The sequence below is a fragment of the Shewanella sp. ALD9 genome (assembly GCF_002836315.1).
Taxonomy (GTDB): Bacteria; Pseudomonadota; Gammaproteobacteria; order Enterobacterales; family Shewanellaceae; genus Shewanella.
The window spans coordinates 624,871-642,193 of record NZ_PJCD01000003.1 but is presented as its reverse complement, the minus strand read 5'-3'; the positions used below and the strand labels follow the sequence as shown (position 1 = coordinate 642,193).

Genomic DNA, 17,323 nt, shown 5'->3' with positions numbered 1-17,323 from the left:
TACTAAGTTACTAAGTTACTAAGTCTTTATGTTAAAAACAAAAAACCTCGCTAATTCGCGAGGTTTTTTTATACAATAAACATTGTCGATATACAGTGCTAACGTACCGGTAATGTAATGTCTGCAAACATTTCATCAATCAGTTGTTGATCACGAAGCGCGACCGCTTTTTCTACCACATCTCGGGTTAAATGCGGTGCAAAATGTCGCATAAAGTCATACATGTAACTGCGTAAAAAGCTACCACGTCTAAAACCAATTTTGGTTGTACTATGAGCAAACAAATGACTCGCATCAATCGCGACTAGATCTTTATCTACTGCTGGATCGATAGCCATTGAAGCAATAACCCCTACCCCTAACCCTAAACGTACGTATGTTTTAAGTACATCAGCACTGGTTGCACTAAACACCACCCGAGGATCAAGATCCGCCCGCTTAAAAGACTTTTCAATTTCAGAGGCTTTATCAAAACCAAACACATAAGTCACCAGCGGAAATTTGGCTAAATCTTCAATACTAATTTTTGTCGATTGAGTCGCGAATGGATGGTCACGAGTCACAACAATTGATCGATTCCAATGATAACAAGGCAGCATAATTAAATCGGTATACAAGTGCATTGCTTCAGTAGCAATGGCAAAATCAGCATCACCTCTAGCCGCTTGTTCACTAATTTGTGACGGCGTACCTTGATGCATATGCAAATTCACTTTCGGATATCGTTTAATAAACTCTTTAATAATTTGTGGCAGAGCATATCGAGCCTGAGTATCAGTGGTGGTAATATTTAAATCACCCTGATTAGGCTGAGTATATTCTTCAGATACCTTTTTAATGCTATCGACCTTGCCAAGTATATCATTTGCAATATCAATAACTTGCTGACCTGCTGGAGTCACGTGAGTCAAGTGCTTACCACTTCGACCAAATATTTGAATACCTAATTCATCTTCTAGCATTCTAACTTGCTTACTAATGCCGGGTTGTGAGGTATAGAGGTTCTCAGCCGTTGATGACACATTTAGGTTGTGTTTAACAACCTCTGCAATATATCTAAGTTGTTGCAGCTTCATGGTTTTATCCTTTATTTAACCAGCACTCATCAGCAAAATATGCAAATAAGAACAAATCGATCTATGTTTCACATGGCAAGAACAGTTGTTCAACTATAATAAAACGTTATATGACAATTGAAATGTAATATAAATAGGAATAACGAGCAAGTAAAAATCACCTGCAATTTAATTGACTTAGCTTTTGATAAACATCCTTACTCAAATGTTTAATGATTTATCAACAAAACGACTTATTATTCAACGACAGCCGCGATAACATACGCTAAGATATATAATCATTTTGATGCAGTTTTATTGCAACAATTTATTCCAGCATCAAAATAACTTTTAGCCATTGTCGTTTGGCTATATTTACCATGAGATATGAAAGATAAAATGGAACCTTTATGTCCTTAATTTTGGTATTAATTCTTATTGGTGCACTCTTATTGCTGATTATCGGCTTTAGTATTGTCCAACAACAAAAAGAGCGTGCTGAAGCTGAACGTCGAGTAGAAGTATCTCGCCAACGCGCCATTATAGATGAAACCGATGCAGTATTATCCAACACAGGTATGACCCCGTCTTCTAGCCACATTATGTTAGTACTCTATCGCCGCATTCAAGATGCTTTAGAACAATCTGTTATCCATGCATCAGGCCAATTAAAATCGGATTATGAGCGTCGCCTAGCTGACATTAAAATGCAAATAGCCACAGTATCGAATTCACCAAGCCAAGTCCCTGCAATTGAGAATTTTCGTTTACCTGATAATGATAGACAAGTTTTAGAATTAGTAAAAACACTGAAGAAACTTAAAGCTATTTTACGTGCAGAACATAATAAGGGAAAAGTTGATCCGTCTATTTTTGCTGAAGAAGAAATGCGTATCGACAATCTGCAATTAAGGATTAATGTTGATTCTATGATTAGCCGCGCTCGTGCAGCATGCTTTATGAAGCAGTACGGTTCCAGTAAACAAATGGTCACAAAAGCATTAAACACGTTGCACACTATTAAAGCGCAAACGCCAAATGATCCTTTTATTGCTCGTAAAGTCGATGAAGCTAAGCAGTTACTCGATGAAATAATGGGCGCTCAAAAACACAGTGAACCGAGTGCTCCAAAACCAAAAAAAGAAGGCGATGATCTTGATATGCTGTTTCAACCGAAAAAGAAATGGTAATTATCTTTATCTTCGCTAACTAAAAAACCAGGTCTCCTTAGGAGGCTTGGTTTTTTTATACGCAAAATCTATTTAATATAAAAACTGCGTTATTTTTTAACCACACATAAAAAATGCAGTAATACAGTGAGTTAGTAAAATAACTTACGTTCGTCAACACAGTTGTCCACAGAATCTGTGGATAACTGTGTGAGACATTCCTTATCACTATGTTTATTAGCAATAATAAATCGGTATGAACAAACACTCTCTATCGTTGTTTCTATACAAGTCTTGTGCGTTGATACAATTAACTTATGACATGTCATTTTGATTGCGTCAAGCCATTAACTACAAAAGTATCCTCATTTGTAGTTAATCGAACAAATAATAGCTTATCAGTAAACTGAAATGAACCATTGATACTTTCAATATATTACAAAATATGAGCATATAAGGCTTTACGCTACAATTATTGATAATGATATTATTTAAATCGAGCCTATCCTTGTAAGCTATAGCATAAATCGAGATACTAGATAAAAATTATAATATCAGCAGTAAAAAAGCCTTATGTTAAAAATGACTTCCATTAAAATATTCTCTGTATTTCTACTGTTCATTCTCACTGCTTGCGGACAATCAGATGAATTTGGTCAACCTCAACTCACACCAGAACAAGTTTCTTTGGGTTTCTTCGAAGCTATTTATGTCGATCGTGATGTAGAGAAAGCTAAAAAGTTTGTCGCACCTGATATACAGGATGTTATGGATCATTATCATATAGCATCAGCGGTGCAACGACACGTATTAGGCTTATCCATGAAGCAAGTGACGATGTCTATTGATGAAATTGATATCGATTTTTTCCGAAAATTTACCGATGACGTGACTGTAATCGTTAAAATGCAAGGATTAAAAGGTGGAAGACAATGGATTGATGATCGAACCATTCGTCTGCATAAACAAGGCAATACCTGGATTATTGTTGAGATACTACCCGAAAAAGGTCGTATTGAAGGTTAGTATTGAGTCAAAACAGATTACCAAAATTAGCTAAGTTTAGTGTTTAATCATGATGGGAGATCAAAAACAATTATCGTTCATTTCAGATACTCACCACTATGCGATATGTTTAAGCATTATAAATAATTGATAAAATAAACAATGAGCAATAACCAATAAAAATAGCAGCCTAGGCTGCTATTTTTATTTTTTGTCGGAGTATTTAATGCATCAACTGAGTTGCCAAAGCATTAATAAGCTCGTTCAATCGTCTTATTCTTCGTTAGAAGGTAAAGACTCTAACACGTCATCTTTCACTTGATAGTAAGCGTTTTCGTATTCATGAACTTCCATAATAACTCCAATCTTTTAGGTCGTTTTGTAGGTGTGGGCCTGTCTTTTTATAAACAACAACACGATATTGAATCCTTAATACTGACGACATCGTGTTAATGCTGGGGGGATGACATTTGCCTTACAGAGAGAAGAGTACCAATCACTTTCTTCTTGGCGATGAGTATATCAATAGTCAGATCACTTTCAAACCACAATTACGAAAAACTTTCAGTTCTGTTTTGCGGATAGTCTAAATGTGACTTAAAATTGAGATTTTGCACTAAAAAAACAGAAAGTCTTTCAGAAATTGAGACGTAATCGACGTGACAACATACTAGCGCATTGCGATACAAGTCGACGGTTCCATTGCTGCTGTTAAGGCTAAATACCTATTACTATGCCCCTATAACGGCAACTCAAACTCTATAGTTCTGATTATTTATTGAAAGAATAATGCCCTTAAAAGATGAGGCCACAACATGATGAAATACCTGAGTGCCTCACTCAAAAATAATGCCCTGCACTCAGCCTGCACTATCAAAGCATTTAACGAATATGGCTAAGCTTTTGGTTTAAAATTAATCGTTAAAACGGATTAGTTGCCAGGAAATGACAGGTCTTACAGGCATAACTAAAAATTGAATCAATTTGGGATAATAAAAAACCGACATCACCTAAGTGATATCGGTTTTATTCGCATCGTCATGCGATAGAGCAACGCATCAAGGTTACACTTGACTGATGGAATTCAATACTCGCTTTTCTGAAATAGGATAAGCGGTACCTAATACCTGAGCAAAACAAGATACCCGGTACTCTTCTATCATCCAACGAGCTTCAATGAGTGCCTCTGGGACCGGTTGTGAACGCGGCACTTTGGCTAATTGAGCCGTTAACGCCTCTTGTACTTTTGCAATACTGTGCATGTGTAATCGATCACGTGTTGGGTCAACAGGTAGCTTATCGAGTCTATTTTCAATAGCTTTCAGATAACGAACAACATCCGTTAACCGTTGCCAGCCACAGTCTTCGACAAATCCTTTATACACAAGGCTATCAAGCTGAGTTTGAATATCACTCATTGCAAATGCAATATCTAAGCTAATTTTGCCCTTAAGACGTTTTTTAATACGTTGATAAATTGTCAAAATTTGTTCTACATTGAGCGCAATATTCTCTGCTGTTGGGTTAAGCTCTTGGCGAACCCACTCTTTTGCTTGCTCGAACTGCTGCTCATTGCGAATGTCTAGTTGCTTTTGATCTAACAACTGCTGTACCGCTGCATTAATAATATCTTCGATTAATATCTGCACTTGTCCAAATGGATTAAAGTACATTGCTAGCTTTGCTTTATTAGGCAAAGCTTGTTGCAAATGTTTCACTGGCGAAGGAATGTTTATCAACAGTAATCGGCGTAAGCCTACTCGATGATGACGCTTTGCTTCATGTTCATCATCAAATAACTTAATCGCCACATCGGTTTTATTATCAATCAATGCCGGATATGCTTTAACTTCGTAATTACCTTTGCGCTGCTGATATTGAGCGGGTAAATCACCAAATGACCATGTGGTTATTGCCTCTTGCTCAATGCCTTTGTCAGCTACTTTACGTATTGCTTTAGCCACAACACCTTGCAGTTGGCCTTTTAATAGCTCTAAATCACGACCTTGGGCAACTAAACGACCATGGTCATCCTCAATCTTAAAGTTCATCTTAAGATGTTCTGTCAGTTGAGTTACATCAAAGTCGTCAGCAGAAATGCGTACACCGCTCATGCGCAGTAACTGTTTACACATGGTAGCAAGCATCGATAACTCAAACGGCTTCATCGCTTGATAACATGCCCGAGCATAATCTGGGGCGGGAACAAAATTACGACGCAAATTTTTAGGCAAAGATTTAATCAGTGCAATCAACTTTTCTTGTCGTAACCCAGGCACTAGCCAATCAAAGTCACTGTCATCAATTTGATTAATCAGTGCAACAGGAATATGCACTGACACGCCGTCATCAATACTACCCGGTTCAAAATGATAACTGACAGTTAAGCCGAGATTACCTTTATGCCATATTTCTGGAAAATCGAGCGCAGATATATGGTCGGCACTACGCTGCATTAATAAGGCTTGGCTGTAATCGAGCAAGTCTGGCGTTTGTTGACGCGCTTTTTTCCACCAGGCAAAAAATAGTGGCCCATTATAAATGCCAACGGGTATTAGTGGTTCATAAAAATCCACCAACACTTGTTCATCGACCAAAATATCTCGGCGGCGAGATTTATGTTCTAGCGACTCTATGTCATTAAGCAATTTTTGGTTATTAACAAAAAACGTTTCTTTCGTCTGTAACTGCCCTTCGGCTAAAGCACTACGCACAAAAATCTCTCGAGCTTCTATAGGGTCAATCGGCCCATATTGTACTCGACGGCGATTGACTATGGTCAAACCATAAAGTACCTGGTTCTCCAGTGCTATAACGCTTGCAGCTTTGGCTTCAAAATGCGGTTCTAGATAATTCTTTTTCACTAAATGAGATGCGAGTGATTCTAACCATTCAGGGTCTATTTTGGCACAACAACGCGCAAATAAACGTGAGGTTTCAGTCAGCTCAGCAGCCATTATCCACTTAGGACCTTTTTTCGCTAAAGGCGATCCCGGAAACACAAAGAATTTACGGTTACGCGCCCCTAGATACTCGTTGTTCTCGCCTTTAAAACCAACATGGCTTAACAAGCCTGATAATAATGCTCGATGTAACTGTTCATAACTGGCTGCACTGTCATTAATACGCCATTTCAATTCATGGACGGCTTGTTTCACTTGAGTGTATAAATCTTGCCATTCACGTACGCGTAAATAGGCGAGATATTCGTCACGACATTGTTTTCTAAACTGACTGGCTGATAGCTCATGCTTTTGATCTTTAACGTGATCCCATAACTTCACCCAGCTGGCAAAGTCTGAGTCTTTATCCGCATACCGGCGATGGAACTCGTCTGCAGCTTGTTTCTTTTCTGCGGGACGTTCACGCGGATCTTGAATCGACAAACCTGCAGTAATCACTAATGCTTCGTGCAAACAACCCAATTTGTTCGCTTCAATAACCATTCGGGCTAAACGCGGATCGAGTGGGATTTTCGCTAAATCTTTGCCTAATGGCGTTAACACTAGGTCGTTACCGGATTTTTTAACCGCTTGTAATTCTTCAAGCAATAAAAAACCGTCTCGAATATGCTTTTGGTCCGGTGGTTGAATAAATGGAAATCCGCCAATATCACCTAATCCAATCGCCAGCATGTGTAAAATAACCGAGGCAAGGTTAGTACGCAAAATTTCAGGATCGGTGAATTCGGGGCGCTGAATAAAATCCATTTCATCGTAAAGTCGAATACAAATACCTGGGCCTACACGACCACAACGTCCTTGACGTTGATTGGCACTGGCTTGCGATATGGGTTCTATCGGTAAACGTTGTACTTTCGTACGGTAACTATAACGGCTTATGCGTGCGGTACCAGGGTCGATAACATAACGGATCCCAGGCACGGTTAATGACGTTTCGGCAACGTTGGTAGCTAATACAATACGACGGCCAATATGGCTTTTAAAGACTTTAGATTGTTCACCGTAAGAAAGGCGCGCATATAGTGGTAAAACTTCAGTATCGCGATATTGCTGTTTATTGAGTAAATCAGCGGTATCGCGAATTTCACGCTCACCATTCATAAATATCAATATGTCGCCAGGACCCGCGGCCATTAACTCGTCTACGGCGGCAAAAATGCCATCACTAACATCTAAATCTTCATCAGTGTCGCGCACTAAAGGACGATAACGCGTTTCAACTTCAAATGTACGTCCAGACACTTCAATAACAGGTGCATTATTAAAGTGTTTTGAAAAACGATCTACATCTATGGTAGCCGAAGTAATAATAACTTTTAAATCAGGACGTTTTTTTAATACCTGCTTCAGATATCCCAATATAAAATCAATGTTTAAGCTGCGTTCATGCGCTTCATCAATAATAATCGCATCGTACTGGTTTAAAAATCGGTCCGAGGTGAGTTCGGCGAGCAAAATACCGTCGGTCATCAGTTTAATGTAACTGTTGTCGCTCATGGCATCAGCAAAACGAACTTTAAAGCCAACAACTTCGCCTAATGGGCTGTTAAGTTCATCAGCAATACGGTTCGCAACACTTCGAGCAGCAAGACGACGAGGCTGAGTATGGCCAATTAAGCCTCTCGTTCCTAATCCCAATTCAAGACAGATTTTAGGTAACTGAGTGGTTTTACCAGATCCTGTCTCCCCCGCCACAATCACCACTTGATTATTGGCAATAGCAGAGGCTATATCGTCACGTTTTTGCGACACAGGCAGTTCATCTGGATAACTAATAATAGGTCTAGACTGCAAGCGCTGCTGCGCTTTTTGATAGGCTTGCTGCGCAGCTTCCGTTAATTGCGCTAACGTTTGGGATTTTTTTTCAGACTCGGCTTCTTTATTGACACGATACAAACGACGACGAATTTTAGCAGCATCGGTTTGATAACAAAGATTGAGATACGCCTTAGATAGCGGGTGAAGGTCCGAATTCAAATCTGATTCCCTTGCTTACATCAAAAAAAGCGATCCTAGCAAGGAAAACAGCAGAATGGTATTGATTTTAACGATTGTTAAGCTGGAGATAAGTAACACTGTTGCATATAAATATTCATCGCCTTAAGCACATTGGTCCGATTAATGGTTCCAATGACTTTTCCGGCACTCAATACAGGATAAATTTTTGGTTTAGAGCCTAACATTTGTTCAGCTAATTCCAATATACTTTCATCGGGAGCAACTGATAATACAGGGCTTTTCATACAATCTGCCACTGTACTGGTCATATCACAGTGGTAGCTACTTTTTAACATCACTGACAAGCAATCTTGTTGGGATAAGAACCCCACTAACTTTCCAACACTATCCACAACTGGCGCGCCGCTCTTATTACTTTCGAGTAGTTTCTCAACCGCTATTGCCAGTGACATATCTGCGGTTAACAGTATCGGACGTCTATCCATGTGATCTTTAATTTTTATTGAATCCATATTGCCCCCTAAATGCACGCTAATTGACTACGTGCTTAATAAATCTCGTCAATCAATTCAAAATGAATCAACATTCAAGTACTGACTTAATTTAAGTTTAGTCAATAATGGCTCAGTGGATAGAAAATAAAACCGATTGTTTTAATCGGTCTTTATCATCACAGCTAGGACTTACTTGTCACGCCAGATCATGACTGTGGCAGCTTGGCCTTTGCTTCGAGTTGCACGATACATACCTTCGGTATTAAATGGCGTTGCGATATTGCCACGCGGATCAATTGCTATCACGCCTCCAGTTCCACCAGCTGATATTAAACGTTGATTAATGACTTCATCAGCCGCTTGAATAATCGATACTTGTTGGTATTTAACTCTAGCGCATATGTCACCCGCCACTTGATAACGGATAAAATACTCACCGTGCCCTGTTGCAGATACCGCACAGACACCATTTTCAGCATACGTTCCGGCGCCAATGACCGGAGAATCACCAATACGGCCAAAACGTTTTGCTGTCATGCCGCCAGTTGATGTCCCTGCAGCAAGGTTACCTTGCTTATCAAGTGCAACAGCACCCACGGTGCCGTATTTATAATTGGCTTTTAACTGTTCTACTGACGCCTGATAATCTCCGCCATTATTTTGCTCGGCTTCAATGATACTCGCCTTAGCATCAAGCAACTGTGCATAACGATGTGGGGTATCAAAATGACTGTTAGGCACTAAACTAAATTGTTGGGTTAGCGCAAATTCTTCCGCCCCTTGTCCATAAAGCATCACATGGGGTGATTTTTCCATCACCTTTCTTGCTAAATCAATCGGGTTTTTAATATGTTTAACCCCAGCGACGGCACCTGCATTCATAGTGTTACCGTCCATGACTGAGGCATCAAGTTCATGGCCACCATCAAAAGTATAAACAGCGCCAACCCCTGCATTAAATAATGGGCTATTTTCTAACACATTTATCGCAGCTTGAACCGCATCGAGGCTGTCGCCGCCTTTATCTAACACTTTATATCCGGCATCAACTGCCTGTTTAAGTTTGTCGCGAATGGCTTTCTCTTGCTCAGGGCTTAGACTGGCTACTGAAATAGTGCCGGCGCCACCATGGATTGCTATAGCAAAAGGTGTATCGTCTTTAGCAAAACTGCTATTGGACGTTAAGCTTAAACATAGCGCAATCGTTAAATATAATTTATTCATGTTAGAAAAATCCTTGAAGGTGGTTTATCTTTGTAACCATTTCTGTTTGTAATTTCAATCATATCCTTGCGACTTTTATACTTTGTAGCGACAATGGTCATCATCATCAATTTTGGAAAAGTTAGCTTAACTTGTCGACAAAACGCCTTAAAATTAGCCAATTCCTATTGCTTTCGTTGACATTACTGATGTCAGGCTTGGTGCTGGCCGACGAAAATTGGTTAACGATTAACGTTACCGGCGTGCCGAAAAAAATTGAAAAGAACATTTTTGCTCATTTAGGCACATTGCCAGATAACGATGTTCAGCGCCGAGCATTTTTATTTACCGTTGACGATAACACCCATGATGCGCTTGAATCCATGGGCTATTACCATGCAATTTTAGATATTGATGTTAAAGAGAATGATAAAGGCCCTTGGGAGTTAAGCCTCAATATAACCCCAGGTGAACCGGTCATTATTCAATGGGTGGATATTAATTTTCAAGGTGACATGCTCCAAGATAATACTTTTTCGCTGTGGCTTAATAGCTTGAAAATAAAACCTGGTGATACCTTAAACCACGGTGTATATGATTCGATAAAATCACAGTTAATCACGTTAGCGCTGGCAAGAGGATATTTTGATGGTCAATACACCAAATCAGAAATCAACATTAATCGTGACTTAAATACCGCCCAAATTAACCTACAGTTTAATTCTGGTAAACGCTATTTATTTGGTGATGTTGACTTTGAAGGCAGTACTCTCAATGATGACGTTGTTGAATCATTGATTCCTTTTGATGCTGATGCGCCTTACGCCACACAGCTATTAACTGAGTTTAATCGTAATTTATTAGATACTGGTTATTTTAGTAATATCAAAGTATTGCCACAGCTAAACAAAATAGATACTGGGGTAGTTCCGATTAAAGTTGAGCTAAGCCCTCGACCTAGCCATCTTATTGAAGTGGGTTTAGGTGCTGATATAGGTAATAGTACAGAAAACAGTGTTGATCCTCGTGTGCGAGTCACCTGGCGCACGCCGCAAATCAATCGCTATGGCCATTATCAAGAAACCACTGCTGAATGGTCACCTGAGCGACCTAAGATTTTAACCACTTATACTATTCCGTTAACTCATCCCTTAGATGATCAACTGAAAATAAAACTCGGATTATTACGCGACACCTATGGTGTCACCCAAGATTACGACGCTGATAAACGCCAATTTAATAATACCGGGCAATTAGAGTCTAAAAAGTATCTCGTTGGCTTAACGCGTCAAAGGCGATCTAAAAGTAATTGGTTACATGGATATTCAATTGAATCCGTTAGAGAGTTTTATAATCAACTCGATACAGATTACGATCCACGTTTTTATTTGTTGGGTTTCAACCTCACCAAAACAGTTCGTGGTGACAACACGCTAGATCCCAAATCTGGGTATCGTCAAACTTACAGTGTTGAATACGCCGACCCGTCCTTAGGCTCCACCATCCGCCTAGCACGTTTACAAGCCCGATTTAAATGGGTAGAGACTATATTCGATAAACATCGTTTTGTTGCTCGAGTCGATTTAGGAGCCAATATTGCTGATAAAAACGATATGGCTAATATACCGCCATCGTTACGATATTTTGCCGGTGGCGACCAAAGCATACGAGGTTACAGTTACCAAGAATTAGGTCCCTATATTGACTACACCAACAGTGAAGGCGGCTTATCTCGACAGGTTGTCGGTGGGCGCTACTTGGCGATTGGCAGTGTTGAATATCAATATTATCTTACCCCGACATGGCGAGTTGCCACCTTTGTCGATGCTGGTAATGCTTTTGATACACAACAGTTTGAACCGGTAGTATCGGTTGGTGGAGGATTACACTGGATATCACCTATTGGCCCGATTCGAATGGACCTAGGTTTTGGCTTAAAAGAAACCGAGACAGTTGCACGTTCATATCGTTTCCATTTAACCATGGGAACTGACTTATGATAGATAAACATACTGAACAAAGTACTTTGCAACATAATGAGCAAAACGCTCAGTCAGAAGAATCACTCAAGCCAAGTAATAAAAAAGCACCTAAATCAACCCGTCTATCTGCAAGAATTTGGCGCAGTATTAAGCTATCTACCCGAATACTGATTTATGTCCCTTTGGTATTATTGATGCTGTTTGCCATCATCATGGGCACCCCATTTGGCAGTAAAATGGGGGTGATGTTCGTTAATCAATTTGTCAGTGATATCGATGTTGAATATGCTTCAGGCACCTTAAATGATGATATCACGTTGCATCACTTGTCATGGTCAATGCCAGGGATTAGCGTCGAAGCTGATGATTTAACTTTAAAATGGCTGCCAACATGTCTGATTAACAAACAGCTTTGTGTCACAAATCTGCTGGCATCAAGTATTGATGTGAACATTATCAGTGATGATATTCCAGTAACCAAAAATACCGTTGAAACGGGGGATATCGTCGATCCCTTTACCGAGCTTAAATTACCGATTAGTATTAATCTCAGCCACGCCCAATTGGCCAATATTAATGTAGATGTTAATGGTATGACTTTTTATGCCGACAATTTAACGACTCAAGCTATCTGGAATAACGCTGGCCTTGTGGTTGAATCACTCACCAGCCAAGGGCTAATCGTCAACATCCCAGATGCAACATCAACAAGCCAAACACGTTCTCAGCCAAATAATAAAGCAACAAACCAAACCGCCGCGCCCAAAGAAACTTCATGGCCATTGGCTAACTTACCACAGGTGTTTATGCCTTTTCCTGTCAATGTGAGACAGTTTAATGCCACCGACAGTCAGCTCATTATCGGCCAGCGCAACGACCATTTTAGCCATATCGCATTAGCTGCCAGTTTTCGTCAATTTCAGCTTGGGATAACCCAACTAGACATTCAACATGATGATGGTGATGTGAGTGTTATCGGTGATATTAGCTTACACGATCATTACCCACTGACATTAAAACTACTTGCTAATGTCGAAAATCTGCCTGAGTTGCCAGGGCTTCAACAGCAACAACTCCGTGTAGATCTTACCCAAGACTTAAGCCAATTAAATATCAACGCCATCGCTAAAGGCGATAGCCATTTCAATCTTGCAGCCGACATTAATCTCACCACGCCGGCGCTTGAATACCAAGTAACACTGACCGATGCCGCTTTGCAATGGCCGTTAAAAAATCCCCAGTACACCAGCAACATTACCCACTTTACCAGTAAAGGTAATATAAAAGACCAAGTGGCGCGGTTTGAAGGGCAACTGACAACACCTTACCACCCTACTTTGGCGGTTATTGCAGATGTTGTTAACCACAATCAAAAGTTGGCCATCAATACACTCAATTTACAGTCAATCGCTGGCAACCTAGATCTAACTGGGCAGCTATCATATAAAGATGACATAACCTGGCAAACCAAGGTGCTTACCAACGACATTCAGTTGCAATATATTGACTATATTAATCAGCAAAATCCGATCAAAAGTAAATTCAGTGGCCATTTTAATAGCACGGGCAGCATTGCCGATAAGCAGTGGCAAGTGGCCATTCAAGACGCCGATTTAACCGGTCGATTAAATGGGTACCCGTTGAACTTGCAAGGCGATATTTCATTAAATCAAGATTTTGCGATTAACGCGACAAACCTGCAGGCCAATGCCCTTGGCGCTCAATTAATCATCAATGGCCAAGCCGACAAAACATGGGACATCGATGCCGAACTTAGCGTTCCCGATGTCAGTCAGTGGCTAAAAGGCGGCCGCGGCAATATTTTTGCAAAAGTTGATGTTACGGGTGATAGTGCCGACCCAATTGTGGATATTAATGCGCAAATCAGTCAATTCAGTTACCAAGGAAGTAAAATTGACAGCCTTGATTTACTGGCTAATTATCGTCCTTATTCGCAGCATCAATATCGGATAGAACTGCATAATAATAATCTTGTATGGGACAGCTATAAGCTAACAGATATCGCATTCATCAGTGAAGGCAATCAACATCAACAACAAAGCACACTTAATACTCAAGGTGATGTGGTCATCAATACTCAAATGGCCAGTAGTAGTAATATTGATAAACAACAGTTCAATGCCACATTAACAGAATTCAATATCAGTAATGCTCTTGGACAATGGCAACAAGATAAACACATTACCTTCAGCTGGGATCAGCTCAATCATAGTGGCAGTGTAAGCAGTTTTTGCTTAGTTCATCCCCACAATAAATTGTGCTTAATCAATGATGTTAATCTAGGTCACACCGGCCAGGCCAATATCACCTTTACCGGTAATCCCGGAAAATCATTGGCACCTGTGTTGTCTAAAAAAATCACCTGGAGCGGTGAAGCAGCGCTAACCAGTCAAGTTAATTGGGCTAAAGGTAAAAAGCCCACTGCTAATGTTCAGTTTACGCTTTTACCGGGCAATATTAAGCTAAGCCGCGCCAAAAACAACACCATCAGCATCGACTACCAGCAGTTACTATTACAAGCATCGCTTGATGAGAAACAAATTACTAGCTCATTGAGTTTCGATTCATCCGGAATCGCCAGTTGGCAAAGCCAACTAAGTGTCAACATCACGCCCGATCGGACCTTACAAGGTACGATTAATGTTAATGAACTTAATCTCGCTCCTTTTGGAGAGTTCTTTCCAAGGCTAGAAACCTTAGAAGGCATGTTATCCAGTCGATTAAATTTATCCGGCACCCTTATGGACCCGAGTGTCTCGGGTAATATCAAACTCAGTGACGGTGCATTTGCCTTATCCACTAACCCAACATTAATCGATAAACTGTACTTGTCACTGGCTCTAGAAGGTCAGCAAGGACAACTCAATGGCCAATGGCATATGGGTGACGGGCAAGTGAGCACGACAGGTACCCTTGCTTGGCCTCAAGGGAAATTTAGTGGTGACATTGATATTAAGGGTGAAAATTTAGCGGTAATTCAACCACCAATGGCAATATTAAATGTCTCTCCAGATATTAATATGACCTTTGATGAGCAACTGTTTGCGATAAAAGGCAACGTCAACGTGCCATCAGGACAAATAAAAATTACTCAGTTAGCTGAAGGAGGCGTTGCGGTATCGAACGATGTGGTATTTAACGATTCAGTGTCTGAACAAACCGTTAAAACCAGTCCTTACGCCGTTACAGCCGATTTGAATATCAGTGTCGGTAAACGCCTTACTATTGATGGTATGGGTCTTAAGGGAAGGCTAGAAGGCGATCTGGTACTAAAACAGCAAGCTTTTAAGCCGCCCATGTTATTTGGTGATATTAAAGTCAACAAAGGGACTTATAAGTTTATGGGGCAAACCTTAAGTATTAATACTGGTGAAGTCCAATTTATTGGTCCAACAGAATTGCCAAACCTAAATATAGAAGCAACTAGAGACATTAAAGAGAGCGATATCACCGCCGGTGTTCGAGTCACTGGTACCCCAATGCGCCCAGTGGTCACCTTATTCTCTAATCCAGCAAAAGAGCAAGCCGAGGTGCTTTCTTATATTTTGACGGGTAAAGGTTTTACCAGTACAACCAACCAACAAAGTAACTCACTAATGATGGGAGCCGCGCTCAGTTTAGGTTCACAATTTGATGGTGGAGCAATGAATAGCATTGGCAGTACTGCGACAGGACTGATTGAAAAGTTTGGATTTTCGAATGTACAACTTGATACTAATGATGACGGAAAAGTGGCCGTGAGTGGGTATATAGGTGAAGACTTAATGATTAAGTATGGCGTGGGAGTATTTAACCCCGGTTATGAAATGACCGTACGATATTATTTGTTTTCACAATTATATTTAGAGAGTGTGTCTAGCACCTTAAGTCAATCACTGGATATCTACTATAGCTTCGAAATCGATTAGCATTTGGCATTTGGCATTTGGCATTTGGCATTTGGCATTATAAGAATAAATTTAGCGATAAACATTCAGTCATAAAAAAAGCGCCCTAAGGCGCTTTTTTTTCACATTTGCGATTAAGCAAACATAAAGTCAATGTGTTCAACCAATTGCTTGAATGCGTGACGTTGGATAGCTTTTACACGAACTTTAACTTCTTTACCTTCAATAGAAACGGTTAAGTCAGTTGTGTAAAAGTCATCATTTAACTGGATGTTAATGATGTCTTTGTGTTCAAACTTGATTGATACAGGCTCTTTACCTGGACCATAAATTACTGCAGGAACTTTACCGGCATGACGTAGGCGGCGGCTCGAACCTTTCCCGATTTCTGTGCGGGTTACTGCGTTGATTGTGTAAGACATTAGTCACTCACTTAATAATTAATAAGGTATGAAGGCGTCATCATTTTCGACCAACGATGACTCAAATAAAGCGCGCGGATATTACCACAGCCATTATCAACCCACAAGAAGATATACCAATCCTATTAAATATGTGCTCTTTCAGCGGGAGTTCAAAGTGCTGTAGGCAAGGCAGATGATTGAAACGAATAGTGATGATCGGTAACAAGCTCATGCGTTACTCTACCTCTAGCATCTAACCGCTAGCATCTGACCGCCATGAATAGTGGGAATGTCTTATTTTTATGGAAATAGACCATGCAGTCGTATTTTGAAAGCATCTAACAAAGCATAAAGTACTTTGAAACCCGCCAGAATAGAGTCTCTCAGGTATGCCACTTCTGTGTTGCATCGATTTAAAAGGGAACAACCATTTCTACATCAATACGCCTTGAAATGAAAAACCTGACAGACTCTGAACTGACCAGATATTTAATGATATTGGTATTAATTAACCCCAACGCCTCACTGGCCCACAATCAATATGCACAAACCCATCTCGAGGATAAAATCCTACACCACCTAACTTAAGCGACTCAGCAGCATCGCGTAAGTGTTTAGTTTTCACTCCGGGTAAAGCAATATCCATCGCCATGCCTTTCATGTGATAACTTTTCTTGGCAACCCCATTGCTTCGCGATGCGAGCATTTGATTTGTTTTGGGTGAACGATAAGCTGAAATAACATGGATTTCATCTTGATTATCTAATGTAACCTGTAATTTATACAAATATTCAAATAATCTTTTATCAATCGGTGCGGCTAAATTTTGGCGATGATCCCGTAATACTTGATTAAATTCAGTCAACGTTTCTGATTGATATTGACCATCAACCCAAAAACTTCCTTGGCTTCTTTCACCAGTATGCAAATTATAAAAACGTAAATCTTTAACACCAAGAGTAGAACGACTTGCTTGCGCGGTATTCGGTAACAGAGTTACCACTGCGGCACCGCTTAAGCCTAATAATAACTGCCGACGAGTTAGGCACTCTATTGTCATTTATACACCACTTAAATTATCTAAATTACGATACTTATCGGCTTTAAAAGCACGATTTCATCTTCACAGCGCTTTTCATTGCGTTGTTGCTTTTTTATCCAACTGGCGAATAAATTAACCA

At 40.1% G+C, this 17,323-nt stretch carries 10 protein-coding genes; 4 read left to right on the top strand and 6 right to left on the bottom strand.

The window, feature by feature from the left end; all coding sequences use genetic code 11:
- Positions 1 to 98 precede the first annotated feature (98 nt).
- On the bottom strand, positions 99 to 1,076 hold the full coding sequence (gene cysB, locus CXF88_RS10380) for an HTH-type transcriptional regulator CysB (RefSeq protein ID WP_101086774.1): 978 nt from the start codon (positions 1,074 to 1,076) through the stop codon (positions 99 to 101).
- 389 nt (positions 1,077 to 1,465) lie between these two features.
- Between cysB and CXF88_RS10375 the strand changes: the two genes are divergently transcribed.
- Both CXF88_RS10375 and CXF88_RS10370 read left to right on the top strand, forming a co-directional pair.
- The gene (locus CXF88_RS10375; protein WP_101086773.1) at positions 1,466 to 2,245 is read left to right on the top strand and encodes a hypothetical protein; all 780 of its coding nucleotides are present in this window, start codon (positions 1,466 to 1,468) and stop codon (positions 2,243 to 2,245) included.
- Between the two features lie 552 nt (positions 2,246 to 2,797).
- Positions 2,798 to 3,250, top strand: a complete 453-nt coding sequence (locus CXF88_RS10370; protein WP_101086772.1) for a DUF4878 domain-containing protein — start codon at positions 2,798 to 2,800, stop codon at positions 3,248 to 3,250.
- A 1,043-nt stretch (positions 3,251 to 4,293) separates the two neighbouring features.
- Here the strand turns inward: CXF88_RS10370 and hrpA are convergent.
- The 3 genes from hrpA to CXF88_RS10355 form a co-directional block, all read right to left on the bottom strand.
- The gene (gene hrpA, locus CXF88_RS10365; RefSeq protein WP_101086771.1) at positions 4,294 to 8,169 is read right to left on the bottom strand and encodes an ATP-dependent RNA helicase HrpA; all 3,876 of its coding nucleotides are present in this window, start codon (positions 8,167 to 8,169) and stop codon (positions 4,294 to 4,296) included.
- Between the two features lie 77 nt (positions 8,170 to 8,246).
- A complete protein-coding gene (locus CXF88_RS10360; RefSeq protein WP_101086770.1) occupies positions 8,247 to 8,663 on the bottom strand; it encodes a CBS domain-containing protein in 417 nt (138 codons plus the stop codon).
- A gap of 171 nt (positions 8,664 to 8,834) precedes the next feature.
- Positions 8,835 to 9,869 carry an isoaspartyl peptidase/L-asparaginase gene (locus CXF88_RS10355; RefSeq protein WP_101086769.1) on the bottom strand — a complete coding sequence of 345 codons (1,035 nt, stop codon included), beginning with the start codon at positions 9,867 to 9,869 and terminating at the stop codon, positions 8,835 to 8,837.
- A 188-nt stretch (positions 9,870 to 10,057) separates the two neighbouring features.
- Between CXF88_RS10355 and CXF88_RS10350 the strand changes: the two genes are divergently transcribed.
- Positions 10,058 to 11,848 (top strand): autotransporter assembly complex family protein, encoded by a 1,791-nt coding sequence (locus CXF88_RS10350; protein ID WP_101086768.1) that lies wholly within the window; start codon positions 10,058 to 10,060, stop codon positions 11,846 to 11,848.
- Positions 11,845 to 15,759 carry a translocation/assembly module TamB domain-containing protein gene (locus tag CXF88_RS10345; RefSeq protein ID WP_101086767.1) on the top strand — a complete coding sequence of 1,305 codons (3,915 nt, stop codon included), beginning with the start codon at positions 11,845 to 11,847 and terminating at the stop codon, positions 15,757 to 15,759. The genes CXF88_RS10350 and CXF88_RS10345 overlap by 4 nt, the downstream gene beginning before the upstream one ends.
- 113 nt (positions 15,760 to 15,872) lie before the next feature.
- On the opposite strand, the gene rplY is transcribed toward CXF88_RS10345, so the two are convergent.
- Both rplY and CXF88_RS10335 read right to left on the bottom strand, forming a co-directional pair.
- Entirely contained in the window at positions 15,873 to 16,160 is a 288-nt protein-coding gene (gene rplY / locus CXF88_RS10340) for a 50S ribosomal protein L25 (protein WP_011636915.1), read from the bottom strand.
- Positions 16,161 to 16,650: 490 nt separating this feature from the next.
- Entirely contained in the window at positions 16,651 to 17,202 is a 552-nt protein-coding gene (locus CXF88_RS10335; RefSeq protein ID WP_101086766.1) for a DUF882 domain-containing protein, read from the bottom strand.
- Positions 17,203 to 17,323: the final 121 nt, after the last annotated feature.

Excerpts from the sequence above, each read along its gene's own strand:
- cysB (WP_101086774.1), bottom strand. The coding sequence starts at position 1,076 with ATGAAGCTGCAACAACTTAGATATATTGCAGAGGTTGTTAAACACAAC.
- CXF88_RS10375 (WP_101086773.1), top strand. The coding sequence starts at position 1,466 with ATGTCCTTAATTTTGGTATTAATTCTTATTGGTGCACTCTTATTGCTG.
- CXF88_RS10370 (WP_101086772.1), top strand. The coding sequence starts at position 2,798 with ATGTTAAAAATGACTTCCATTAAAATATTCTCTGTATTTCTACTGTTC.
- CXF88_RS10360 (WP_101086770.1), bottom strand. The coding sequence starts at position 8,663 with ATGGATTCAATAAAAATTAAAGATCACATGGATAGACGTCCGATACTG.
- CXF88_RS10355 (WP_101086769.1), bottom strand. The coding sequence starts at position 9,869 with ATGAATAAATTATATTTAACGATTGCGCTATGTTTAAGCTTAACGTCC.
- CXF88_RS10350 (WP_101086768.1), top strand. The coding sequence starts at position 10,058 with ATGTCAGGCTTGGTGCTGGCCGACGAAAATTGGTTAACGATTAACGTT.
- CXF88_RS10345 (WP_101086767.1), top strand. The coding sequence starts at position 11,845 with ATGATAGATAAACATACTGAACAAAGTACTTTGCAACATAATGAGCAA.
- rplY (WP_011636915.1), bottom strand. The coding sequence starts at position 16,160 with ATGTCTTACACAATCAACGCAGTAACCCGCACAGAAATCGGGAAAGGT.
- CXF88_RS10335 (WP_101086766.1), bottom strand. The coding sequence starts at position 17,202 with ATGACAATAGAGTGCCTAACTCGTCGGCAGTTATTATTAGGCTTAAGC.